Raw genomic sequence first — 22,258 nt, forward strand, 5'->3', positions numbered from 1 at the left:
TGTTCAATGGGCGGCTTATTGAGATTATAGAAACTTGCTTAGGCGAGGAATCCGAGAAGGATACCGGCAGCAACTGCTGAGCCGATCACACCGGCCACATTGGGTCCCATAGCGTGCATCAGCAGGTAGTTCGTCGGATCGGCTTTTAGCCCTTCGACCTGCGAAATACGTGCCGAGTCAGGAACAGCCGAAACTCCCGCATTGCCGATCAACGGATTGAGCTTGTCTCGCAAGAAGAGGTTGAGAATCTTCACGAACAAAACACCGGCCATCGTGGCAATGATGAAAGAGAAAGCACCCAAGATGAAAATCTTGATTGAGTTCCAGGTCAGGAATTGGGTCGCCTGCGTAGAGGCTCCGACCGTAACGCCCAAAAGAATGGTAATAACATCGATCAACGGCCCACGTGCCGTCTCAGCCAAACGCCGAGTAACACCGCTTTCTTTCAACAGATTACCGAAGAACAGCATTCCCAGCAATGGCAAACCTGAAGGTACAAGGAAGGTAGTAAGCAGCAGCCCCACGATCGGAAATATCTGCTTCTCCGTAGTAGATACGGCACGCGGTGGTTTCATCCGAATCATACGCTCCTTCTTCGTGGTCAGAAGACGCATGATAGGAGGCTGGATGATCGGCACCAAGGCCATATACGAGTATGCAGAGACTGCGATGGCACCCAGCAGATTCGGTGCCAACTTGGAAGAAAGGAAGATAGCCGTAGGTCCATCTGCCCCTCCGATAATACCGATAGCACCGGCCTGATTGGGTTCGAACCCAAGATACAAAGCCAATATGTAGGCACCGAAGATACCGAACTGCGCTGCCGCACCGATCAGCATCAGCTTCGGATTAGCGATAAGAGCAGAGAAATCGGTCATCGCTCCGATGCCCAAAAATATAAGCGGTGGGTACCATCCCTTAGTCACCCCTTGATAGAGGATATTCAGCACCGATCCTTCTTCGTAAATGCCGATCTGCAGACCGGCATCTTTGAAGGGGATGTTGCCAATGAGAATCCCAAAGCCAATGGGAATGAGCAGCATAGGCTCAAACTCATACCGGATTGCCAAAAAGATGAAAAGCAATCCGACCAGAATCATCACCAAGTGGCCGGGCGTGGCATTGGCGAAGCCTGTGTAAGAAAGGAATACCTCGATATTGTTTGCTAAGAAGCTCCCGAATCCGGTCATATCATTAACCGATTATAACGATATCAGAACCCTCAAGGATGGAGTCGCCTTTGTTTACTTTCACAGCAACGATCTTACCATCGCGATCCGCATTGATATTGTTTTCCATCTTCATGGCTTCGAGAACGGCCACTTTCTGACCGATCTTGACTTCGTCTCCGACCTGAACACAAACATCGAGGATGACACCGGGCAGCGGAGACTTAACGCCTGTGCCCTGTCCTCCGGTTGAAGCGGCAGGCACAACGGGCGCAGCAGCTACAGATGCAGCCGTTACGGTCGGACGTTTGATAGCAGGCTTCGATGCTTTTTTCTTCTCGGTAAGTATTTCCACCTTATAGGGAGTACCGTTAACTTCGATGTCTGCCAATCCATCTTCGATACTATTGATAACAACGCTGTATTCGTTACCGTTGATTTTATATTTATACTCTTTCATTGTTTTGTCATGTTTTTAATGTCGTGATTGAATGAGATTATTTAGGAAGTTGACGAAGCATAAGCGTCTTCAAGCTCCAAGCAGAATGACGATGACGCTTGATGGTGAGTCTCATAGGTTCAGCATCATGAGCCTCATAGGTCTCCTGATAGAGAGCCATCGAGATAGCAGCATAGATGCCGTCCGTGATAGCTCCCCGCTTTGCCTTCCCTGTCTTGGGGGCAGCAGCTTTTGCTTTTTTAGCGGGAGCTGCTTTCTTATCTTTTTCTTTCATTGTCTATCGTGTTTACTTGTGAACATATGCCTTTCAATAGGAGACCTTAGTCCGTAAATCTTAGAACTCCATGGTGAATACTTACGCTCCACCCGTCGGATAGTCAATACGGTATTCTCAACATCATGAACGTCATTCTGCGATTCGCTCAGAGCCATACAGATAGCAGCAGTAACCTCACCGCTAATACCAGTGCGAGTAGCCGAACGCATGCGCAGGCCTGCACCGGCCTCGATAGCTCTACGATTGGATATCCGAATCGAGAGAGAACCGATGAACCAAAAGACAAAGGAAAGCACCAACAGACCGGAGAAGACAACCAACATAGCTGTCAGCGTCATAATACCGCCCTGAGGATCAGATTCCTTCAGGCGATCTATTTTGCTGTTCGAATCCAGAGTTACGTTGTTAGTGCTTGGTGTAACCTTTGGCAATATATCCCAAGCAGAAGTATCCCCCATCGCTCCTACCCCATCAACCAAACGCCCGTAGCTTCTATCCACAGGGATGCCGGCAGGAATACGGATGCTGTCGATGATCGTTCGTCCGTCAGCATCCACCAACGCAATGAGGGTGGAGACTTCGGGATCAAGGGTGAAGTTCAGATGGAAAGTTCCTTTGTCAGGATCGTTATCTGCCCAAAAGAGTAGATGCTGATGCGGTTTTATCGCAGTCATAACATCCCCTTTGGGGATCATATACTTCTTCAGCTTGGATAGATCATCGGTCAAATAACAACCTTTGATGTCCACCGTAGCAGCCGAAGAATTGTATATTTCAATCCACGGCTTATGATTGCCATAGCTGTCCTGATAGTTTTGCACATTGAGGGGCATCACTTCATTCAAACGAAGCTGTGATGCCTGCTGGGCAAAGAGCTGTCCGGAGGCTATGACAAACAAAGTCAGAAGGATATGGCTAAACCTGCTAATATTCATGATCGATGCACTAAGCTCCTCTTGTACCAAGGATATTAAAGAGGCACATTGTCGTGTTTCTTAGCCGGAATAGTTTGCTTTTTTGTACGAAGCTGTTCAAGAGCACGAATAATGCGGAAACGAGTATTGCGAGGCTCGATTACATCGTCCATATAGCCATAAGAGGCTGCGTTGTACGGATTGGCGAAAGCCTGACGATATTCTTCTTCCTTTTCCAAAGCTGCTTGCTGCGGATTCTCGGCTGCTGCTACCTCTTTGGCAAAAATTACTTCCACAGCTCCGCTCGGACCCATCACTGCAATCTCGGCAGAAGGCCATGCATAGTTGATGTCACTACGCAGGTGCTTAGAACTCATCACAATGTAGGCACCGCCGTATGCCTTGCGCAACGTAACCGTTACCTTGGGCACAGTAGCCTCACCGTAAGCATAGAGCAACTTGGCTCCGTGCGTAATCACACCATTGTACTCCTGACCTGTACCCGGCAAGAATCCCGGCACATCCACCAGAGTAACCAAAGGAATATTGAAAGCATCGCAGAAGCGGACGAAACGAGCAGCCTTGCGTGATGCATTGGAGTCCAGACAGCCGGCCATCACCTGTGGTTGGTTGGCTACGATACCTACGCTCTGGCCATTGAAGCGAGCAAAACCAACAATAATATTCTTGGCATAATCACGATGTACTTCAAGGAATTCGCCGTGGTCTACGATAGATCCGATCACTTCGTACATATCGTAAGGACGGTTAGCCTCGTCGGGGATGATATGATTCAATGAGTCTTCCAAACGATCGATGGGATCATCACACTCCACATAGGGAGCCTCCTCCAGATTGTTTTGGGGCAAGAAACTCAAGAGGTGGCGAATCAGGCGAAGACCATCTTCTTCACTATTAACGGCAAAGTGAGCCACACCACTCTTAGATGCGTGTACGTCTGCTCCTCCGAGCTGTTCCTGCGTTACATCCTCTCCCGTTACAGTCTTTACAACCTTCGGGCCGGTGAGGAACATATAACTCGTACCACGCGACATGATGGTAAAGTCAGTCAGAGCCGGAGAATACACGGCACCGCCGGCGCATGGGCCGAAAATGGCGGAAATCTGAGGAATCACACCGGAAGCAAGGATATTGTTTTCGAAGATCTCGCCATATCCTTTAAGAGCATTCACACCTTCCTGAATACGTGCACCGCCCGAATCGTTCAGACCGATCACAGGAGCACCCATACGCATAGCCAGCTCCATCACCTTACAGATTTTGGAAGCAAGCATTTCCGAGAGAGCACCACCGAATACGGTGAAGTCCTGTGCGAAAACATATACCAAACGGCCGTCGATCGTACCGCTACCGACTACGACACCATCGCCGAGGAATTGTGTCTTGTCTATTCCGAAGTTGGTACAACGGTGCTTGACGAACATATCCAATTCTTCGAAGCTACCCTCGTCCAACAGCATTGCTATACGTTCACGAGCGGTGTATTTACCTTTTTGGTGCTGGGCTTCAATTCTTTTTTCTCCCCCACCAAGGCGAGCTTTTTCACGCAATTGGATCAGCTCTTTTACTCTTTCCAGTTGAAAACTCATATTCTTTTCTAAATAGTTAGGTTTGCTATTTGATGACATACAGGCACACTTGCCGGAAAGCAGTCGCCACTGTCCGGTCCGCCCGTAGGGTCGTTACTGTTATTTATGATCACATACTTCGGTCAGCACACCCATGGTGCTCTTCGGGTGCAAGAAACCGATATTCAAGCCCTCTGCTCCTTTGCGAGCTTTTTCGTCGATCAGCTTAATGCCTTTAGAAGCGGCATCGGCCAATGCTTCGTTGGCATCCTCCACACAAAAAGCAATGTGATGGATACCTTCTCCACGCTTTTCTATGAATTTGGCAATAGGGCTTTCGTCAGAGGTCGGCTCCAACAATTCCAGCTTGGTCTGCCCTACCATCATAAATGCAGTACGCACCTTTTGGTCGGGTACTTCCTCAATGCTGTAACACTTGAGTCCCAATACATTTTCGTAGTATGGGAGGGCTTCTTCGATACTTTTGACCGCAATACCGAGATGTTCGATGTGAGATAGATTCATTGCTCTCTACTTTATTATTGTGTTGACTCTTCTATCATTGTTCGAAGGTCCTAATGCAAAAGCATTTTCGCAAATGTAGAAATTATTCTTGATTGACTGATTAACTATTGACCATATAATACAAGCAAATACACATGATATAATTGCATATTATGGCATGCTCCGAAAAAAGAAAGGTCGTGCTCGGGATTTATACCCTTGCACGACCTCGTTTTATAAAATCAGGAGGAGCGATCAATCGCGATTCTTAGCGACGATGTACTCCCTGTTCAGACGAGCGATGTGGCTAATCGATACGTTCTTCGGGCATTCCATTTCGCATGCACGTGTGTTCGTACAGTTCCCGAATCCGAGTTCATCCATCTTAGCCACCATAGCTTTGGCGCGACGAGCAGCCTCAATACGTCCCTGCGGAAGAAGAGCCAACTGACTCACCTTGGCTGATACGAAGAGCATAGCCGAGCCGTTCTTGCATGCTGCCGCACAAGCTCCACAGCCGATACAAGCCGCTGCATCCATAGCCTCATCCGCATTCTTCTTGGAAATGGGGATGGCGTTGGCATCGGGGATACCACCCGTATTGACGGAAACGAATCCGCCGGACTGAATGATCTTGTCATAAGCCGAGCGATCCACCATCAGGTCTCGGATCACAGGGAAGCCGGCCGAACGCCAAGGCTCTATCGTGATCGTATCGCCATCATCGAAACGACGCATGTGCAGCTGACAAGTAGTGATGCTATCGTCCGGCCCGTGGGGATGACCGTTGATGTAGAGCGAGCACATACCGCAAATACCTTCGCGACAGTCGTGGTCGAACACCACCGGAGCTTTATGCTCCTTGATCAACTGCTCGTTCAGGATATCCATCATTTCGAGGAAAGAGGCACTTTGCGAAATGTTTTGCAATTGATACGTCTCGAAGTGTCCTTTTTCCTTCGGTCCCTTCTGACGCCAAACCTTAACCGATATATTGATATTCTTATCCATTTTGATTCTGTATTTAGCGGTGGACTAATTAGCTCTTGTAGTTACGTTGTGCACGGACAGTCTCTTCATATACCAGTTCTTCCTTGTACATGATCGGATCCTTGTCTTCTCCCTGATATTCCCAGCAGGAAACGTAAGCGAAGTTCTCATCGTCACGTTTGGCTTCACCCTCTTCCGTCTGGTGCTCGATACGGAAATGACCGCCACAACTTTCTTCGCGATCCATGGCATCGTGCGCCATCAGCGTACCTATCTCGATGAAGTCCGCCAGTCGGAGGGCTTTCTCCAGTTCTACGTTGAGGTCATTGGCTTCACCCGGCACATAGACATTGCTCCAGAACTCTTTCTTCAGCTCGGCCAGCTTCACGATGGCCTTTTCCAATCCGGCTTTGTCTCGTCCCATTCCCACATTGTCCCACATGATGTGGCCCAGCTCCTTGTGAAGGTCGTCCACAGACTTATTGCCCTTGACGTTCATGATACGCGTTATGCGATCTTGCAACTCTTTCTCGGCAGCTTCGAATTCGGGACGATCCGTGCTGAAGCGCGGCACCTGAATCTGATCGGCCAGATAGTTCTGCATCGTATAAGGGATAACGAAGTAACCGTCAGCCAGCCCCTGCATGAGAGCGGAAGCACCGAGTCGGTTGGCACCGTGATCGGAGAAGTTGGCTTCTCCGATGGCGAACAGGCCCGGGATCGTGGTCATCAGCTCGTAATCCACCCAGAGACCACCCATTGTATAGTGAATAGCCGGATAGATCATCATCGGCGTTTCGTACGGATTCTCATCTGCAATCTTCTCATACATCTGGAAGAGGTTGCCATACTTCTGCTCCACCACGTCGCGTCCCAAACGTTTGATGGCATCGCCGAAGTCAAGGAATACGGCAAGGCCCGTATTGTTCACACCATAGCCGGCATCGCATCGTTCTTTGGCAGCACGGCTGGCCACGTCACGGGGAACGAGGTTGCCAAAGGCCGGATAGCGACGCTCCAGATAGTAGTCGCGCTTCTCTTCGGGAATGTCTTTCCCTTTGATCTCGCCACGCTGAAGACGTCTGGCATCCTCTATGTCTTTAGGCACCCAGATACGACCGTCATTACGGAGCGACTCGGACATGAGCGTCAGCTTGGACTGGTAGTCCCCGTGCACGGGAATACAAGTGGGATGGATCTGAGCCATACATGGATTGGCGAAGAAAGCACCCTTCTTGTAGCACTGCCATGCGGCAGAGCCGTTAGATGCCATTGCATTGGTAGAAAGGAAGAAGGCATTGCCATAACCGCCCGTGGCAATTACCACGGCATGTGCAGCAAAGCGTTCGATCTTACCCGTCACCAAATTGCGAGCCAGAATACCACGAGCACGACCGTCGATAAGCACCACGTCGAGCATCTCGTAGCGAGTGTAAAGCTTTACCTTACCCAAACCGACCTGACGGGAGAGAGCCGAATAGGCTCCAAGGAGTAGCTGCTGTCCCGTCTGACCACGAGCATAGAAAGTACGAGATACCTGCGCACCACCGAAAGAACGGTTGTCCAGCAGACCACCGTATTCGCGAGCAAAGGGTACACCCTGAGCCACGCACTGGTCTATAATGGCATTGGACACTTCGGCCAGACGATATACGTTGGCCTCGCGGGCACGATAGTCGCCCCCCTTGATCGTATCATAGAAGAGTCGATAGACGGAGTCGCCGTCGTTCTGATAGTTCTTGGCGGCATTGATACCTCCCTGAGCGGCGATGGAGTGTGCACGACGGGGAGAATCCTGTATGCAGAAGTTGAGCACATTGAAGCCCATCTCGCCGAAAGAAGCAGCAGCCGAAGCACCGGCCAGACCGGTACCGACCACGATAATATCCAGACGACGTTTGTTGGCGGGGTTCACCAGCTTCTGATGATCCTTATAGTTGGTCCACTTGTCTTTCAGTGGGCCGGTGGGTATTTTGGAATTTATTGTAGCCATAGTGAGAATACTTTGAATTAGGGTGTACTATCAACCGATGAATGCCTGACAAGCAAATACTATCAGGACCAAAGCGAAACCGCCTACCAATACGGTAGAAACTACATTAGAGATGCACTTGACACGATTCATCCAGATGGTATTGTTCCATCCCAAGGTCTGCAGCGCACTCCAGAATCCATGTGTCAGGTGGAACCACAAGGCAACCAGCCATACGGCATAGAGCACCACGTAGATCGGTTGGCTGAATGTGTAGCGGATCAGCTCCGTTCCCTTGGCAGGATGGTCGAAGCCTTCGATACCGAATCGGGCTACATCCATATGGCAGATTTCTGCCAGCTGCATCTTAGCCCAAAAGTTGAACATGTGCAGTCCGATACCCAACAGGACGATGATACCGAGCACCAGCATATTCTGCGAGCTCCACTCCACACCTTTGGGTCTGCCCGTAACAGCATAGCGATCGCGACCTCGAGCACGAAGGTTCTGCGCATTGAGGATAAAGGCATACACGATGTGCAGAAGCATCAGTACCGCCAAGCCGATAGAGGCGACCAGAGCATACCAGTTGGCGCCGAGAAACTCACATATCATGTTGTAAGCCTCTGCTGAGAAGAGAGCCACAAGGTTCATGGACATGTGAAACGTCAAAAACAGGATCAGCGCCAGTCCGGTGACACTCATCACCACTTTACGGCCAATCGAGGATTTAAGTAACCACATAAGTTTTTTACTGTTTTAGTTATTTAGTTGATTCTTTCTTTTTCTTCTAAGATCCATTCAACCAATAGGCGAAACCGACTCTGTATTCCGCCTTGTGAAGAGGTATTCCGACCTTCGTGCACAAAGATAACGGAAAAAAATACACAATCACGACATATAGGGAAAAAGCCCCTCCATATCGTCTCTCTTCATCCCTATTGTTTGGGATACCACCGATCCCGACATGCCTCTATCTCCCACATAAACCACTCAAACACATATACTTGTAAGGCAGATCGCCATCCGTCCATATTGGCTGTTCGGAGGCAAAAAGGAAAGGCACCATTACAAGCCATTTATCCTCTTCGTCTCCTACGGAAATAAAAAAGGAGAGAAGTCCCGTCACGGCTGAAACCAGCCACAGCAATTTCGGAACCGCAATTCCTCCGATTATCGCGCCGCAAAACCGAAATTTACGCGCGAGATTTTTTTCGTTTTGGTTCGACTTTTTTTCTTTTCTCGCGCCAAAACGAAAAATTTTACGCTCGGCATTTTTAGGGACATGAAACAAGTTTTTTTCCGCACCGCTTCGCATTTTTCATCTCGGCCACTATCCGCAGTCCGGCGAACCATTCGACTACTGATTTTGTTTCACTTGTATATAGTAGACAGAGACTACAGTCGGGGACGATGCAGGAGTCCGGTATGCATACCCCACAACAGTCCGAACAAGGGCTTGCCGCAGATCAACTGCGTACAAGCCATAGTCAAAAACAAAGGATCTTAAGAAAAAACTACTCGTCAAGATGAAAACAACGACCTTTTCCGTAGAAGGCATGATGTGTGGCGGTTGTGCTGCAAGTGTAGAGAAAGCGGCTCTCGGTGTACAAGGCGTACAAACGGCATTCGCATCTCTGGATTCCCATAGTCTTACAGTGGATTATACTCCGGAGACAGCCTCACCGGAGGCAATAATGGAGGCTGTACGCCTCGCCGGATTCGAGTGTAAGCTCTGACAAGCCCGTTCCCGATAACCGATAGTCCGTGATATGAAGGAGCAAAAACGTTTTCCCGTAGTGGGAATGCGGTGTGCAGGCTGTGCGCATAGCGTAGAACAGGCTGCCTCCAAGGTAGAAGGCATTAGCGATGCGAACGTCCAACTCGCCGAGAATATACTCTCCGTATCGGTGGACGAAAGGTTGGCTTCGGCAGAGGATCTGCGCAGAGCTATCCGCAGCATAGGATTCGACCTGATAGTGGAGGATTCGGAGGCGGAGCAACTGTGCCGGCGCGATGCCATGGAAGCAGCAGAACTGAGACGGATGAAGCGCGATACGATCATAGCCTGGTCGTCCGCCATCCTGCTGATGGTTCTGATGCTAATGCCGCATTTCCAGATGATGCCCTACCTGATGATGCTCGTAGCCTTGCCCGGATACGCATGGGCAGGAAGGGCTTTCCACCGATCGGCACTCAAGCAGCTGCGCCATGGCGTATTCTCGATGGATACGCTGGTGTCGTTGAGTACCACTATCTCCTTTTTCTATAGTCTGGTAGTCCTGCTGTTTTTCCGTGAAGGGCCGGCCGGGATGAAGCTGCACCTCTACTTCGATGCCTCGGCCATGATCATCGCATTTGTCCTACTGGGCAAACTCATGGAAAAGCGTGCCGGCCGAAGCACGGGGCAAGCCATTCGCGAACTGATGCGACTGCAGCCGGCGGAGGCATTGGTCGTGCGTAACGGGCGCGAGACCGTGATGCCCATTGCTGGGCTCATCGGAGGCGACTTGGTTCGCGTACGTCCGGGCGAGCAGATACCCGTGGACGGTATCGTGACCGAAGGCTGTAGCTCCGTGCAGGAGAGCATGATCAGTGGCGAACCCTTACCGCGAGAGAAGGAAGCCGGCTCTATGGTTTTCTCCGGCACGATCAACGGCTCCGGTGTCCTCACCGTACAGGCTACCCATGTAGGCAGCGACACCGTACTCGGACGCATCATCCGCACGGTCCGCGAGGCACAGGCCAGCAAAGCACCTATCCAGCGACTGGCCGACCGTATCGCCGGCATATTCGTTCCCATAGTCATCGGGCTATCCATCCTTACCTATATTATATGGCAACTGACGGGAGCTGCCGATGCTTCGGTGTACGGACTCCTCTGTGCCATATCAGTGCTGGTGATCGCCTGCCCGTGCGCACTCGGTCTGGCTACGCCTACGGCTCTGGTCGTAGGGATCGGACGCTCGGCACGAAATGGTATCCTCGTACGTAACGCCGAAGCACTGGAGCGTTTCGCTACCATCGATGCCGTGGTCTTGGATAAGACAGGTACGCTCACCATAGGCAAGCCGGAACTGACCGGCATCGATTGGTTCGTATCGGATACCGATGTGCCGAAAGTACGCCGGCTGCTCTACTCTGCCGAAATCCTCAGCACGCATCCACTCGCGGCTGCCATTTGCCGAGCCTTTGCAGAGGATGGCAAGACGGAAGAGCTGTCGGAAGTGCAGAATTTCCCCGGGCGTGGGATCGAATTTACTTTCGAAGGAGAGGTCTACAGAGTAGGCAATCAGGCTTTCATCGAGAAGCTTGGCGCACAGATACCGACGGATATAGCCGCTCTGCCGGAGGATGCAGCCGTCCTCTATTTCTCACGTGCCGAAAGATTATTGGGACGCTTCTGTGTGACGGACGAACTGCAACCTCAGGCAGCCGAAGTGCTCGCACAGCTTCATCGACATGGCATTCGCACCATTATGCTGACGGGCGACCGCCCCGAAGCGGCGGAAGCATTGGCTCGCAAACTGGGTTTGCAGCATTATCGTGGCGGTATGATGCCCTCCGACAAGGCCGACTATATACGAATGCTCAAGGACAAGGGGCACCATGTAGCTATGGTGGGCGACGGCGTGAACGACTCCGAGGCTCTCAGTACGGCGGACGTCAGCGTAGCCATGGGCGATGGCAGCCATATAGCCATGGAAGTGGCAGGAATCACGCTGATGCGCTCCGATCTGCGCCTGCTGCCTGCTGCTTTGGAACTGTCGCGCGCCACGAGACGTACAGTCAAAGAGAATCTCTTTTGGGCTATGTGCTACAATCTGATTGCCATCCCGATAGCCGCAGGTCTGCTCTTCCCCGTGAACGGGTTCCTCCTGAACCCTGCCATTGCCGGGGCTGCCATGGCTTTCAGCTCTATTTCGGTGGTGACCAACAGCTTGCGACTGCGTACCAAGCGACTAACCTTTGCTCCGATAATCCGCTTATGAAGCAACATAAAATCCTATTCGTATGCCTCGGCAACATCTGTCGCTCGCCGTCTGCCGAGGCTGTCTTTCGCTCGTATGTAGAGGAGCGAGGGCACGCCGACCGCTTCCATATCGATTCGGCCGGACTGAGCAACTACCATCAGGGCGAGAAGGCCGACGTCCGAATGCGTGCACACGCTGCCCGTCGGGGCTACGATCTGACTTCGCTCTCCCGACCGGTGGAGTATGAGGACTTCGAACGATTCGATTATATCATCGGCATGGATTTTGCCAATCGCGAACGGTTGCAAGAGCTGGCTCCGACCGAAGAGGCTGCAGCCAAGATCCGTCTGATGACGGATTTCAGCAGTAGCGGTATTCACGACCACGTCCCCGATCCGTACTATGGAGGAGCATCCGGCTTCGAGCTGGTGCTGGACATCCTGGAAGAGTGCACGGCCGGACTGTTTTCCTATCTGACCGAACCTCGTGACAACTCCTCCCAATCCGCATGCGACTGACCACGGGGCGTGAGATGGACAGGCGTATCCTGCGCTTGGCTATTCCGAATATCATCTCCAACATTACCGTACCGCTCCTCTCCATCGTGGATGTAGGGCTGGCCGGTCGTATGGACACGGCCGGCTCTATCGGGGCGGTGGCGGTGGCTTCGGGGGTGGTCAATTTCGTCTTTTGGCTCTTCGCCTTCCTCCGTATGGGGACTACGGGATTCACGGCACAGGCTTTCGGGCGTAGCGATGTACGAGCCATCACACGCTATCTGGCACGTGGCGCGGCGATGGCTGTTGTCGCAGCCCTGCTTCTTCTCATAGCAGCTCCTCTGATAGAACGCTTCGGGCATCTGCTGGCTTCGGGTCAGGAGACCATCGGACGAGAGGCACGCGAGTATATCCGCATCGCTCTGTGGGGAGCACCTGCGGCTTTGCTTGTCTACGTCTTCAACGGCTGGTATGTGGGGATGCAGGACACACGCGTTCCGATGGTCGTAGCCATCGTTTCCAATATGGTCAATATCGGTCTGAGTATTTTCTTCGTACGAGGACTCGACATGGGAGTGGGAGGGCTTGCCGCCGGAACGATCGCTGCCCAATATGTCGGTCTGGCGTTGCTCTCCGGCATTGCCTTTTTTCGCTACCGACGCGTACTGCGCTTTTTCCGAGCAAGCAGTCTGACAGATACTTCGGGATACGGAGCTTATCTGCGCACCGGAGGCGACCTCTTTGTTCGCACTGCCTTGCTCGGTACGGTGACCCTCTTTTTCACCTCTGCCTCCTCTGCTATGGGGGAGATCACTGTGGCGGCAAATGCCTTGCTGATGCAGCTCTTCACACTCTTCTCCTACTTTATGGACGGATTTGCCTATGCCGGCGAAGCACTTACGGGGCGATACATAGGTGCACGCCGAGCGGACGAATTGCGTCTGATGATCCATCGCCTTTTTCGAATCGGGACGGTCGTCTCCCTCGTGGCCACCTTGCTCTATCTCCTATTCCCGACCGCTTTGTTATCAGTATTGAGCGATAAGCAGGAAGTGATAGAGCATGCTCGCCGCTTTGCCATCTGGGCAGGAGTGGTACCGATCGTCTCTTTTGCGGCTTTCCTCTGGGATGGAGTATTCGTGGGAGCCACCGCATCAAAAGCCATGCGCAGAGCCATGACAGCTGCTTTCGTTGTTTTCTTCGCCACTTTCTTCCTCCTTCGTGTAGCCTTGGGCGAGACAGCCCTTTGGCTCGCCTTCGTCCTCTATCTCCTCACGCGCAGCCTGATGCAGACGGTATGGTACCGCAGGCATTTTTTCGCCGCGAATCGTCTGCAAAGGTGCTGACACCGAGACCGGCTTGTGCCTAACTTTCCCGAATCAAGCAGGAGAGGGAAAAATCTGATCCTCGGATCGGCAGCAGCTCTTTCGGTCGCATACCGCGCTTTAGCCCAAAACAATAACTTTGCCATCAATGTGAAATCCAAAAACAAATCCAACCAATGAAACGAACAAATCTTCTCGCAGCTACGATGAAGCTGACTTATATAGCAATAGCGGCTACGGCTATCACTCTGCTATCCGCCTCATGCTCCGACAAAGGAAAATCCGGATACAAGATCGTCGGCACCGTGGAGTATGCCGCCGAGGGCGATACCGTATTCCTCGAATCTATCGAAAACATGGAAGTCATTCGCCTCGATTCTGCCATTATCCGCAATGGCACGTTTACCTTCGAAGGCAGACAGGACTCTATCGTCTCCCGCTATCTTTCCTGTGTGACCGCCTCCGAAGCATTCAGCATCCCCTTCTTCCTCGAAAACGGACGCATAGAGGTAAAAATGGAGAACGAAAGCGAATCCGTCACCGGTACCCCGACCAACGACATCTATCAGGAGATACGAAGCAAAGTGGCCGAATTGCTGCACAAAATGAACGAAATAGATAGGGACTCCACTCTCACCGAAGAAGAAGCCGAGACGAGAATGGATCAGGCTGAAAGGGAATACGCCATTACACTGAAAGAGGCCGTGAAGAAAAACATCGCCAATCCTGTAGGCATCTTCCTCTTCAAAGAACAATACTTCGAGAACAGCCTGGCCGAAAATCAGGCATTGTTCCGACAAATCCCCTCAAAATACCTCAACGACCCGGTTCTGATGGGTATGCAAAAGCAAATGGAATCCCAAGAGAAAACGGATATAAACACCCTTTTCACCGACTTCGCGATGCAGACTCCCGAAGGCAAAACTGTCAAGCTATCCGACTACGTGGGCAAGGGTAAGATTGTCCTCGTCGATTTCTGGGCCAGCTGGTGCGGCCCTTGCCGCCAAGCTATGCCCGATCTGATCAAGGTCTATGCCGACTACAAGGGAAAACTTGAGATCGTAGGGGTTTCGCTCGATGAAAATCCGGAAGCATGGAAGAAAGCCATCGCAAGACTCGGCATCACGTGGCCGCAAATGTCCGACCTCAAAGGCTGGGCAAGCGTGGCAGCCATGCAATACGGCATCCATTCCATCCCCTTTACCCTGCTGATCGACAATGACGGTACCATCATCGCTCGAAACCTCCACGGCGAAGAGCTGACGAACAAGCTCTCCGAAATCCTCAAATAAGCGAAACTCCTATCTTCCCTCTATTCGAGGAATCAAAAACAAACAAAAAGGGCTGTGCCGAATGGCACAGCCCTTTTTGTTGTATAGGATGGATCGGATTAGATCAGCTTCAGCTCTTGGATGAGACGGGGACACTGACCCCATTTGTCGATCATGAAGAGGACGTAACGGATGTCTACGCTGATCGTACGCTGCAGATCGGGTTCGAACTCGATGTCACCACTCATAGCCTCCCAGTTGCCATCGAAAGCAAGACCGATCAGACGACCGTTCTTATCGAATACGGGGCTACCGGAGTTACCGCCCGTGATGTCGTTGTTCGAGAGGAAAGCGATATGGAGCTGACCGTTCTCGGCATAGCGGCCATAGTTCTTGGTGCGGAAGAGATCGAGGATATTCTCCTGTACGGCAAATTCGTCGCTCTTAGGATCCTGCTTTTCCAATACGCCCTTACCGGTCGTATAGTAGTTGTACCAAGCACCGTCCTGCGGCTCATATCCTTTGACGGAGCCGTAGCTCATACGCATGGTGAAATTGGCATCGCTCGGCAAGGCGCGTCCGGGGTACATCTCACGCAAACCGGCGAAGAAAAGACGCTTGCCCTTCTCAATGGCATAGGTATTGGCCATTGCATCGGTCTGAATGGCACGAGCAGCTGCGACCACACTCTTGGAAAGTTCTACGGCAGGGTCTTTCTCGATAGCCTTGGCAAACTTTTCCTTGTCCATGGATTTGAGCATGGCGTGGAACTTGTCGCTATAAGGAACTATACTCTTTTCAAAGATGAAGTCCGCATACTTCTTTGTATCGCCCTTGAATTTCTTGTCGATCACATTCTTGAATATGTCGGGGAGCTTGTCGGCAGGGATGCGCTGGCGTACGATGTCGAGCATGGCTGGCAGCACCTTGCGATCGAGTGAGGGCAGATAGTCCTTGTACATACCGTCGAGCGATTTGAGAATGCCGGCATGAGCATCGGGATTGGAAGCCAATGCACTGACAAACTGTGCCAGACGAACCACTTCGGCACCACCGAAGAGCGTCTCGCGCAGATACGTCATCTCGCGGTTGGCTTTGGCCCCTTCTTTATAAGCCTTTTCGAGAGAAGGCAGCACATCGCCATAGACTGCACTCTTGCCATTCTTCCTAATCCAGTCGGCAAATGCTCTCTCCTCGGCACGCTTGCGACCTATCACGTCGAGACGAGCGAGACCGCGGTTCATACCGATAGAGTTCTTCCAGTAGTTAGCACTCTGAGCATACTTGCTGGCATATTTGATACGAGTAGCCTGATCTGCACTCATGGCTTCCTTCCAGATACCTTGCTTGATACCGCGAACTTCGATACGGGGATTGTTCTCATTCTCGATACGATCCTCTACCCCCCAAGAAGTGAGGTAACGATCCGTACTGCCCGGGAAGCCGATGGTCATGGCATAGTCATTGGCTTTGTAACCCTGCATAGATACGGCAGCGAAGTAAACGGGTTTATAGGGTTTGTTGTCCTTGCTGTATTCGGCCGGACCGTTGTCGGCACCGGCATATACGCGGAATACGCTGAAGTCGCCCGTGTGACGCGGCCACATCCAATTGTCCGTATCGCCTCCGAACTTACCTACGGAGCTGGGAGGAGCAAATACCATACGGACGTCCTTGAATACATCGTAGACGATGAGGAAGTATTCGTTGTTGGAGTAGAAAGGCTCTACGATGCAAAGTTGGTTCTTACCTGCATTTTCATTTTTGGCGAACTCTTGGCATACCTCCTGAGCCTTGCGCAGACGCTCCATCTCGTCGGTGATACCCTTGAGCTGTCCTTCTACCTTGTCCGTTACCTTCACGATCTTGCGCAGATACTTCACGGAAAGACCCGGAATCGGAAGCTCCTCACCCATCGTGCGAGAAACAAAACCATCGCGCAGATAATCATGATCCACCGTACTCTGGCTCTGGATAGCTCCATATCCGCAGTGGTGATTGGTGAAGATCAGACCCTGATCGGACACTGTAATACCGGTACATCCGCCACCGAAGATAACCACGGCATTGGCAATGGATGGCTTGTCGAAACTGTAGAGCGAATCCAACGGAAGCGTAAAGCCGAGCTCACGCATCCGATCCAAATTCTCCTGATTGAGTTCGTTGAGGAGCCACATGCCTTTGTCAGCCTTGGCTACCCCTGAAGCACCCAACAGCAGGGCTGCTCCGAGAAGAATACTTTTTAATTTCATTTGCATTACTGTTTATGGTTGTTACCTATGATTATTATTATCTATGATAAGTCGTACCTTCTTGGTCTTGGTACGCGTAGCCATCCATGTACTCAGCTTGTTTATTTCCGACTGGCTTATTCGGTCTTTCGGACGCACCACGACAAGCAATACGGAGTCCCTACCCTGTGCCACTCCGGCCGAAGGAACCAACATGGCCGAGTTGATAGAGGGGAAAATCACTTGCAGCTCCTGAGCTATCTCACTCTCCATTGAGGAGAAACGGTTGTAGAAGTTTAATACATTTCGGAGCGAATCGATCTGTCGCTGCTGGTTTCGAATGATCTTCTCGCTATTGTCATAGAGGTCTTTCAGCAGGACGTTCTTGAGTTCGTTCACGTCCGTCTCCTCCTGTTCGTAGCCGAAGCCTTGCTTGATATTCAGCCCCACGCCGGACAACCCGTATGCGGTGAGTTTCGTCTTGGCACTGTCTATCTGAGCAGGAGAGACCGTAGCGCCGATCAATACCACTTCAATATGTTTCTGGTCGTTCTCTTCCAGTAGCTGGTCGCGTATGACCTGCGTATTGGGGATACTGCCGATCACCTCGCGCACGTATTTGTGTGCATTCTCTTTGAGCAAGTTGTTGCTGAAGAGCTGTATACTCAGGTAGATACTCGGAGCAATGGTACAAATGGCAATGATCGTGATAATGCGGCGAACCTTTTGCTCTCGCTGCTTATTGAGGAATACTTTGCGCGGAAACTTGAGCAAACGTACCGCAAGAAAGGTAGCCAGAGCGATAAATACGGAATTGATGATGAAGAGATAGAAAGCCCCGAAGAAGTATGCGAACTGACCCGTACCAAGGCCGAAACCAGCAGTACAGAGAGGAGGCATAAGGGCCGTTGCAATGGCTACACCGGGTATTACATTGCCCTTGCTTTTGGTACTGCCGGCGACAATCCCCGCAGCACCGCCGAAGAACGCGATCAGCACATCGTACAGAGTAGGCTGTGTACGTGCCAAAAGTTCGCTCTGCTCCTGTCCGACAGGAGAGATAAAGAAAAACAGTGTAGCCGTGAGAATACTGAAAAGCGTGGCCAGTCCCAGGTTGCGGAGTGAACGCTTGACAAGTTCGAAATCCAAAATCCCCAGACCCAAGCCGAATCCGATGATAGGGCCCATAAGCGGGGAGATCAACATGGCACCGATGATAACGGCGGTCGAATTGACGTTAAGCCCGAGAGAAGCGATGAAGATGGCGAAGATAAGAATCCAGAGCTTCGTCCCACGGAAATCGACATCCGCCTTGATGAGATCGATCGTCTGATAGTCGTTCTCTTTCTCTTGCCGGAGATCGAGGATCGACTTGATATACTCCACAAAGTTCCGTTTGATATCCGACGGTGTCGGAGTAGGAGTTGGAGTCGGGGTAGGAGTAGTACCGGGATTATTGTCCATAAGTAAATATAGATTAGGGGGTTATCTTTTTCGTATTCTATTGAGTATGGGGACTGCTATCCCACTCAGATCTTTCCTGAAAGCTATGACGACGAATAATAAGACAAACAAAGTATTGACACCCAATCGAAGGGTTGTATACTGCGGAAACAGATAGGCCACACAATATGTTCCACCCACGAGCAAAGCCGTCAGAGCGGCATAGAACGAAGCATTTCCGAGACGATAGGGAACGGGGAAATAGTGCCTCCCCGTAAAATAAGAAAGCAGCATGATCAGACCATTGCTGATCACCGAAGCCCATGCACAAGCCATAAAGCCGTAGGTACGCGCACCGAAGACGATGATCAGCACTGTAGTGACACAGCCGATCAGAGAAAAGATCGCACCCCATATCGTCCGATCTGTGACCTTGTACCAAAGCGAGAGATTGAAGTAAATGCCGAACATCAACTGCCCGAGCATCACAAGCGGAACGACCTTGAGCCCTGCGTAGTAAGGCGGACTGACGAGGTGCTTGAGGATGTCCATATAGGCCATCACCCCCAGATAGATGAAACAAACGAAGATAACGAAGTACTTCATCGCCGTAGCATAGGCCTCCTTTCCCTCTTCCTCGCCACTTTTGGTCTTGGCGAAGACGAAAGGATCGTAAGCATAGCGAAAGGCCTGGGTGAACATCACCATGATGATGGCCAGCTTATAGCAGGCGCCATAGATACCGAGCTGTGCTTTCCCTTCTGCCGGATCGTCGAAAAGCATGGGGAAGAGAATCTTATCGGCCTGATTGTTGAAACTGCCGGCCAAACCCAACAACAGAATCGGAAAAGAATAGGCCAGCATCTTGCGCAGAATATCCGGACGAAATGCACGGCCTGCATGCCGCCAATGGGGGAATAGCATGGCCATCTGCACGAGGTTACAAATGAAGTTGATGACGAACACGTACCCCAATTCGTAGTTAGGGCGGTAGAAGCTATCGATCCACTCCGGATGCACGGCATAGATACGCGGACACAGGAAGAGGAGGAAGATCGTAAGGACGATGGTCAGCAGGATGAATGTCAGCCGAACGAACATAAATCGCCACGGCCGGTTCGCATAGCGGAGATAGGCCAATGGAATGGCCATGAAAGCATCCATCGCCACGATAGCGAGCAACAGCCCCACGTACTCCGGATGATCGGCATAGCCCATACTCCCACTGAGCGGTCGGAGAAAAAGCAGACCTGCACAAAGGAAGAAGGTGGATGTAGCCCCCAAAGACCACAACGTGGTGGAATAGACTTCGTTCGGACGTTCGGCCTTATTGATGAAGCGGAAGAAACCCGTCTCCATCCCATAAGTCAGGACGATCATGGCCAGTGCCGTCCAAGCGTAGAGATTGGTCATATTGCCGAAGTCGGCCGTACCCGGTAGAGCACGTACATAGACGATGGTCATCAACCAGTTGAGCAGACGTACCAGGATGGTACTCAGGCCGTAAACGGCCGTATCTTTCATCAAACCTCGTATTCCGGATGCCATATATCAGCAGGTTAGGATGTAATCAGTCGAATAGCGATGGCCGGTGCGGATGGGGGTTACGCCCCAAGTGCGTATAAGCCAGCTCCGTCACTTCTCTTCCTCGAGGTGTCCGCTTGAGGAATCCCTCCTTGATCAGGAATGGCTCATAGACCTCCTCTATCGTACCGGGGTCTTCCCCCAAAGCCGTGGCAATGGTACTCAATCCGACAGGGCCGCCGGCAAACTTGTCTATGATGGTGGCGAGGAGCTTGTGATCCACATTGTCCAGCCCGTAACGGTCGATATTCAGGGCTTCGAGAGCATAGCAGGCTATCGGTTTGTCTATGGCACCGGATCCCTTGACCTGTGCGAAGTCCCTCACACGCCGCAGCAAGGCATTGGCTATACGAGGCGTGCCACGACTTCGTCCGGCTATCTCGATGGCTGCATCGTGCGAACAGGACACCTCCAGAATGCGTGCACTCCGCTCCACGATACCGGTAATCGTATGCATATCGTAGTACTCCAGATGGAGATTGATCCCGAAACGGGCACGAAGGGGTGCCGTCAGCAAACCGCTGCGCGTAGTGGCTCCCACAAGGGTGAAGGGGGAGAGATTGATCTGAATGGAGCGCGCGCTGGGTCCCTTGTCCAGCATTATATCTATACGGTAGTCCTCCATGGCCGAGTAGAGGTATTCTTCCACCACAGGACTCAGCCGGTGTATTTCGTCTATGAAGAGTACATCGTTGGATTCCAACGAGGTGAGGAGTCCGGCCAGATCACCCGGCTTGTCGAGGACGGGACCGGAAGTGATCTTAAGCCCCACGCCAAGCTCATTGGCTATGATATTCGACAGCGTGGTCTTACCCAGACCCGGAGGGCCATGCAGCAGCGTATGATCCAAGGCCTCGCCGCGCAAACGAGCTGCAGCGACGAAGATGCTCAGATTTTCCACCACCTTGTCCTGACCGCTAAAGCTATCGAACGTCAGGGGGCGTAGCTTGTTTTCGACTTCCCGTTCGCCGTCGTTGCCGCGGTAACGCTCCTGTCTAATGTCAAATTCTTCTGTCATTCGTCCTGCAAAGGTAAGCAATAGAGCCCGTTGTTCCTTAATTACTATAGTCAAAAGCCTGCGAAAAAAACGATGCTCGAGAAAGAGCTTTCGCCAAACGTGCCACACGATACCGCACGGCAGACCGCTTCTTCCATGCAAGTACGCTGTTTTTGCCCTGTCGGGAATGTTAAGGCTCCGAAAGGCATGGGCTATCTCCGGAGTCTTTTACGTCCCAAAAAATTGTCGTTCTTCGGGTCAAAAAACGTGGCGCGTAAACTTTTTCGTTTTGGTTCGTAAATTTTTTACGTCTCGCGCCAAAACGAAAAAATTTACGCGCGTATTTTCAGCAAAACACGAACCACAATCGAGCATTTTTCGGATCGAGAATTCATTCCGGCCACACGTCACACCCTTTATTCTTTTCGTACCTTTGGCAGGAAACGGGGGGCAAAAGGGCAAATGAGCCTCACAGCCATTTTTCATCTTCGACACCTCCCCCAACGACAAAATACAGTATGGAAACAATCCGCATTCAGCACTACCAATCGCCATGCGGCGATCTCATCCTCGGCTCCTACGGACAACAGCTTTGCATGTGCGACTGGGCACATAAGGAGCGCAGGGAGCTTATCGACAAGGGCCTGCAAAAAAGGCTGTGTTCCTCATACGAGATCGCACTGTCGCCCGTCTTGAAAGAGACGATCGCCCAACTGGACGAATACTTCTCCCACGCGAGAGAGACCTTCGACGTCCCTCTGCTTATGGCAGGGACGGAGTTTCAGCAAACGGTATGGGGCGAGCTGCTGAACATTCCCTACGGCACCACGATCTCATACGCCACTCTTGCACGACGAATAGGAAACCCCAAAGCCGTGAGGGCTGTAGCCCGTGCCAACGGAGCCAATCCCATATCCATCCTCGTGCCGTGCCATCGGGTAATAGGGAGCGACAATACCCTGACAGGTTACGGTGGGGGATTGGACAAAAAAGAATTCCTGCTTCGTCATGAAATGAGTCTGCTGGTCTAAAGCCACGAAAGCCTCTCGAGGGCTATTTAT

The 22,258-nt window shown here is 51.5% G+C and carries 21 protein-coding genes and 1 pseudogene; 7 read left to right on the plus strand and 15 right to left on the minus strand.

Going from position 1 to position 22,258, the window contains the following annotated elements; genetic code table 11:
* Positions 1–38 precede the first annotated feature (38 nt).
* The 10 genes from HQ50_RS10085 to HQ50_RS12740 all read right to left on the minus strand — a co-directional run bounded on the left by HQ50_RS10085 (position 39) and on the right by HQ50_RS12740 (position 9,231).
* The gene (locus HQ50_RS10085; protein ID WP_018965433.1) at positions 39–1,190 is read right to left on the minus strand and encodes a sodium ion-translocating decarboxylase subunit beta; all 1,152 of its coding nucleotides are present in this window, start codon (positions 1,188–1,190) and stop codon (positions 39–41) included.
* A gap of 4 nt (positions 1,191–1,194) precedes the next feature.
* Entirely contained in the window at positions 1,195–1,629 is a 435-nt protein-coding gene (locus HQ50_RS10090; protein ID WP_018965432.1) for a biotin/lipoyl-containing protein, read from the minus strand.
* A gap of 37 nt (positions 1,630–1,666) precedes the next feature.
* A complete protein-coding gene (locus HQ50_RS10095) occupies positions 1,667–1,903 on the minus strand; it encodes a hypothetical protein (RefSeq protein WP_018965431.1) in 237 nt (78 codons plus the stop codon).
* Positions 1,900–2,841, minus strand: a complete 942-nt coding sequence (locus tag HQ50_RS10100) for an OadG family transporter subunit (RefSeq protein ID WP_026292267.1) — start codon at positions 2,839–2,841, stop codon at positions 1,900–1,902. Before HQ50_RS10100 ends, HQ50_RS10095 begins: the two co-directional genes overlap by 4 nt.
* A gap of 35 nt (positions 2,842–2,876) precedes the next feature.
* Positions 2,877–4,430: an acyl-CoA carboxylase subunit beta gene (locus tag HQ50_RS10105; RefSeq protein ID WP_039419661.1), complete on the minus strand. Its 1,554-nt coding sequence runs from the start codon at positions 4,428–4,430 to the stop codon at positions 2,877–2,879.
* A gap of 99 nt (positions 4,431–4,529) precedes the next feature.
* Positions 4,530–4,934, minus strand: coding sequence for a methylmalonyl-CoA epimerase (gene mce, locus HQ50_RS10110; protein WP_004584034.1), 405 nt, complete (start codon positions 4,932–4,934; stop codon positions 4,530–4,532).
* Positions 4,935–5,168: 234 nt separating this feature from the next.
* Entirely contained in the window at positions 5,169–5,924 is a 756-nt protein-coding gene (locus tag HQ50_RS10115; RefSeq protein ID WP_004584033.1) for a succinate dehydrogenase/fumarate reductase iron-sulfur subunit, read from the minus strand.
* A 28-nt stretch (positions 5,925–5,952) separates the two neighbouring features.
* Entirely contained in the window at positions 5,953–7,896 is a 1,944-nt protein-coding gene (locus tag HQ50_RS10120; protein ID WP_018965428.1) for a fumarate reductase/succinate dehydrogenase flavoprotein subunit, read from the minus strand.
* Between the two features lie 30 nt (positions 7,897–7,926).
* The gene (locus HQ50_RS10125) at positions 7,927–8,619 is read right to left on the minus strand and encodes a fumarate reductase (protein WP_039419660.1); all 693 of its coding nucleotides are present in this window, start codon (positions 8,617–8,619) and stop codon (positions 7,927–7,929) included.
* A 429-nt stretch (positions 8,620–9,048) separates the two neighbouring features.
* Positions 9,049–9,231, minus strand: coding sequence for a DUF1661 domain-containing protein (locus HQ50_RS12740; RefSeq protein ID WP_039443131.1), 183 nt, complete (start codon positions 9,229–9,231; stop codon positions 9,049–9,051).
* Between the two features lie 173 nt (positions 9,232–9,404).
* Between HQ50_RS12740 and HQ50_RS10135 the strand changes: the two genes are divergently transcribed.
* The 5 genes from HQ50_RS10135 (at position 9,405) to HQ50_RS10155 (ending at position 14,963) form a co-directional block, all read left to right on the plus strand.
* Positions 9,405–9,614, plus strand: coding sequence for a heavy-metal-associated domain-containing protein (locus tag HQ50_RS10135; protein ID WP_026292265.1), 210 nt, complete (start codon positions 9,405–9,407; stop codon positions 9,612–9,614).
* Positions 9,615–9,647: 33 nt separating this feature from the next.
* Entirely contained in the window at positions 9,648–11,867 is a 2,220-nt protein-coding gene (locus HQ50_RS10140) for a cation-translocating P-type ATPase (RefSeq protein ID WP_039430258.1), read from the plus strand.
* Positions 11,864–12,367: a low molecular weight protein-tyrosine-phosphatase gene (locus HQ50_RS10145; protein ID WP_018965422.1), complete on the plus strand. Its 504-nt coding sequence runs from the start codon at positions 11,864–11,866 to the stop codon at positions 12,365–12,367. Before HQ50_RS10140 ends, HQ50_RS10145 begins: the two co-directional genes overlap by 4 nt.
* Positions 12,358–13,692 carry an MATE family efflux transporter gene (locus HQ50_RS10150; RefSeq protein ID WP_039419658.1) on the plus strand — a complete coding sequence of 445 codons (1,335 nt, stop codon included), beginning with the start codon at positions 12,358–12,360 and terminating at the stop codon, positions 13,690–13,692. Before HQ50_RS10145 ends, HQ50_RS10150 begins: the two co-directional genes overlap by 10 nt.
* A 155-nt stretch (positions 13,693–13,847) precedes the next feature.
* The gene (locus HQ50_RS10155) at positions 13,848–14,963 is read left to right on the plus strand and encodes a TlpA disulfide reductase family protein (RefSeq protein ID WP_039430260.1); all 1,116 of its coding nucleotides are present in this window, start codon (positions 13,848–13,850) and stop codon (positions 14,961–14,963) included.
* Between the two features lie 98 nt (positions 14,964–15,061).
* Here HQ50_RS10155 and HQ50_RS10160 read toward each other — a convergent pair whose 3' ends face one another.
* From HQ50_RS10160 to ruvB, 4 genes are read right to left on the minus strand one after another with little or no spacing between them, the layout of a single operon-like run.
* Positions 15,062–17,194, minus strand: coding sequence for a S46 family peptidase (locus tag HQ50_RS10160; RefSeq protein ID WP_039430285.1), 2,133 nt, complete (start codon positions 17,192–17,194; stop codon positions 15,062–15,064).
* A gap of 21 nt (positions 17,195–17,215) precedes the next feature.
* Positions 17,216–18,637, minus strand: a complete 1,422-nt coding sequence (locus HQ50_RS10165; RefSeq protein ID WP_018965418.1) for a DUF389 domain-containing protein — start codon at positions 18,635–18,637, stop codon at positions 17,216–17,218.
* 21 nt (positions 18,638–18,658) lie between these two features.
* Entirely contained in the window at positions 18,659–20,164 is a 1,506-nt protein-coding gene (locus HQ50_RS10170; RefSeq protein ID WP_039430262.1) for a lipopolysaccharide biosynthesis protein, read from the minus strand.
* A gap of 22 nt (positions 20,165–20,186) precedes the next feature.
* Complete coding sequence (gene ruvB / locus HQ50_RS10175; RefSeq protein WP_018965416.1) at positions 20,187–21,218, minus strand: Holliday junction branch migration DNA helicase RuvB; 1,032 nt, start codon at positions 21,216–21,218, stop codon at positions 20,187–20,189.
* Here ruvB and HQ50_RS12745 point away from each other — a divergent pair.
* Positions 21,199–21,537: pseudogene (locus tag HQ50_RS12745) on the plus strand (hypothetical protein); the annotation flags it as partial. The gene ruvB and the pseudogene HQ50_RS12745 overlap by 20 nt on opposite strands.
* Here the strand turns inward: HQ50_RS12745 and HQ50_RS12750 are convergent.
* Positions 21,456–21,752, minus strand: coding sequence for a DUF1661 domain-containing protein (locus HQ50_RS12750; RefSeq protein ID WP_316930681.1), 297 nt, complete (start codon positions 21,750–21,752; stop codon positions 21,456–21,458). The pseudogene HQ50_RS12745 and the gene HQ50_RS12750 overlap by 82 nt on opposite strands.
* Here HQ50_RS12750 and HQ50_RS10180 point away from each other — a divergent pair.
* Positions 21,716–22,228, plus strand: a complete 513-nt coding sequence (locus HQ50_RS10180; RefSeq protein WP_018965415.1) for a methylated-DNA--[protein]-cysteine S-methyltransferase — start codon at positions 21,716–21,718, stop codon at positions 22,226–22,228. The two genes, HQ50_RS12750 and HQ50_RS10180, sit on opposite strands and share 37 nt — an antisense overlap.
* Positions 22,229–22,258 lie beyond the last annotated feature (30 nt).

This window comes from Porphyromonas sp. COT-052 OH4946, from assembly GCF_000765965.1.
In the GTDB taxonomy this organism is placed as follows: Bacteria; Bacteroidota; Bacteroidia; order Bacteroidales; family Porphyromonadaceae; genus Porphyromonas; species Porphyromonas gulae.

Coding starts and splice junctions, on each gene's coding strand:
- HQ50_RS10085 (WP_018965433.1), bottom strand. CDS start 1,190: ATGACCGGATTCGGGAGCTTCTTAGCAAACAATATCGAGGTATTCCTT.
- HQ50_RS10090 (WP_018965432.1), bottom strand. CDS start 1,629: ATGAAAGAGTATAAATATAAAATCAACGGTAACGAATACAGCGTTGTT.
- HQ50_RS10095 (WP_018965431.1), bottom strand. CDS start 1,903: ATGAAAGAAAAAGATAAGAAAGCAGCTCCCGCTAAAAAAGCAAAAGCT.
- HQ50_RS10100 (WP_026292267.1), bottom strand. CDS start 2,841: ATGAATATTAGCAGGTTTAGCCATATCCTTCTGACTTTGTTTGTCATA.
- HQ50_RS10105 (WP_039419661.1), bottom strand. CDS start 4,430: ATGAGTTTTCAACTGGAAAGAGTAAAAGAGCTGATCCAATTGCGTGAA.
- mce (WP_004584034.1), bottom strand. CDS start 4,934: ATGAATCTATCTCACATCGAACATCTCGGTATTGCGGTCAAAAGTATC.
- HQ50_RS10115 (WP_004584033.1), bottom strand. CDS start 5,924: ATGGATAAGAATATCAATATATCGGTTAAGGTTTGGCGTCAGAAGGGA.
- HQ50_RS10120 (WP_018965428.1), bottom strand. CDS start 7,896: ATGGCTACAATAAATTCCAAAATACCCACCGGCCCACTGAAAGACAAG.
- HQ50_RS10125 (WP_039419660.1), bottom strand. CDS start 8,619: ATGTGGTTACTTAAATCCTCGATTGGCCGTAAAGTGGTGATGAGTGTC.
- HQ50_RS12740 (WP_039443131.1), bottom strand. CDS start 9,231: ATGGTTCGCCGGACTGCGGATAGTGGCCGAGATGAAAAATGCGAAGCG.
- HQ50_RS10135 (WP_026292265.1), top strand. CDS start 9,405: ATGAAAACAACGACCTTTTCCGTAGAAGGCATGATGTGTGGCGGTTGT.
- HQ50_RS10140 (WP_039430258.1), top strand. CDS start 9,648: ATGAAGGAGCAAAAACGTTTTCCCGTAGTGGGAATGCGGTGTGCAGGC.
- HQ50_RS10145 (WP_018965422.1), top strand. CDS start 11,864: ATGAAGCAACATAAAATCCTATTCGTATGCCTCGGCAACATCTGTCGC.
- HQ50_RS10150 (WP_039419658.1), top strand. CDS start 12,358: ATGCGACTGACCACGGGGCGTGAGATGGACAGGCGTATCCTGCGCTTG.
- HQ50_RS10155 (WP_039430260.1), top strand. CDS start 13,848: ATGAAACGAACAAATCTTCTCGCAGCTACGATGAAGCTGACTTATATA.
- HQ50_RS10160 (WP_039430285.1), bottom strand. CDS start 17,194: ATGAAATTAAAAAGTATTCTTCTCGGAGCAGCCCTGCTGTTGGGTGCT.
- HQ50_RS10165 (WP_018965418.1), bottom strand. CDS start 18,637: ATGGACAATAATCCCGGTACTACTCCTACCCCGACTCCAACTCCTACT.
- HQ50_RS10170 (WP_039430262.1), bottom strand. CDS start 20,164: ATGGCATCCGGAATACGAGGTTTGATGAAAGATACGGCCGTTTACGGC.
- ruvB (WP_018965416.1), bottom strand. CDS start 21,218: ATGACAGAAGAATTTGACATTAGACAGGAGCGTTACCGCGGCAACGAC.
- HQ50_RS10180 (WP_018965415.1), top strand. CDS start 21,716: ATGGAAACAATCCGCATTCAGCACTACCAATCGCCATGCGGCGATCTC.
- HQ50_RS12750 (WP_316930681.1), bottom strand. CDS start 21,752: ATGGCGATTGGTAGTGCTGAATGCGGATTGTTTCCATACTGTATTTTG.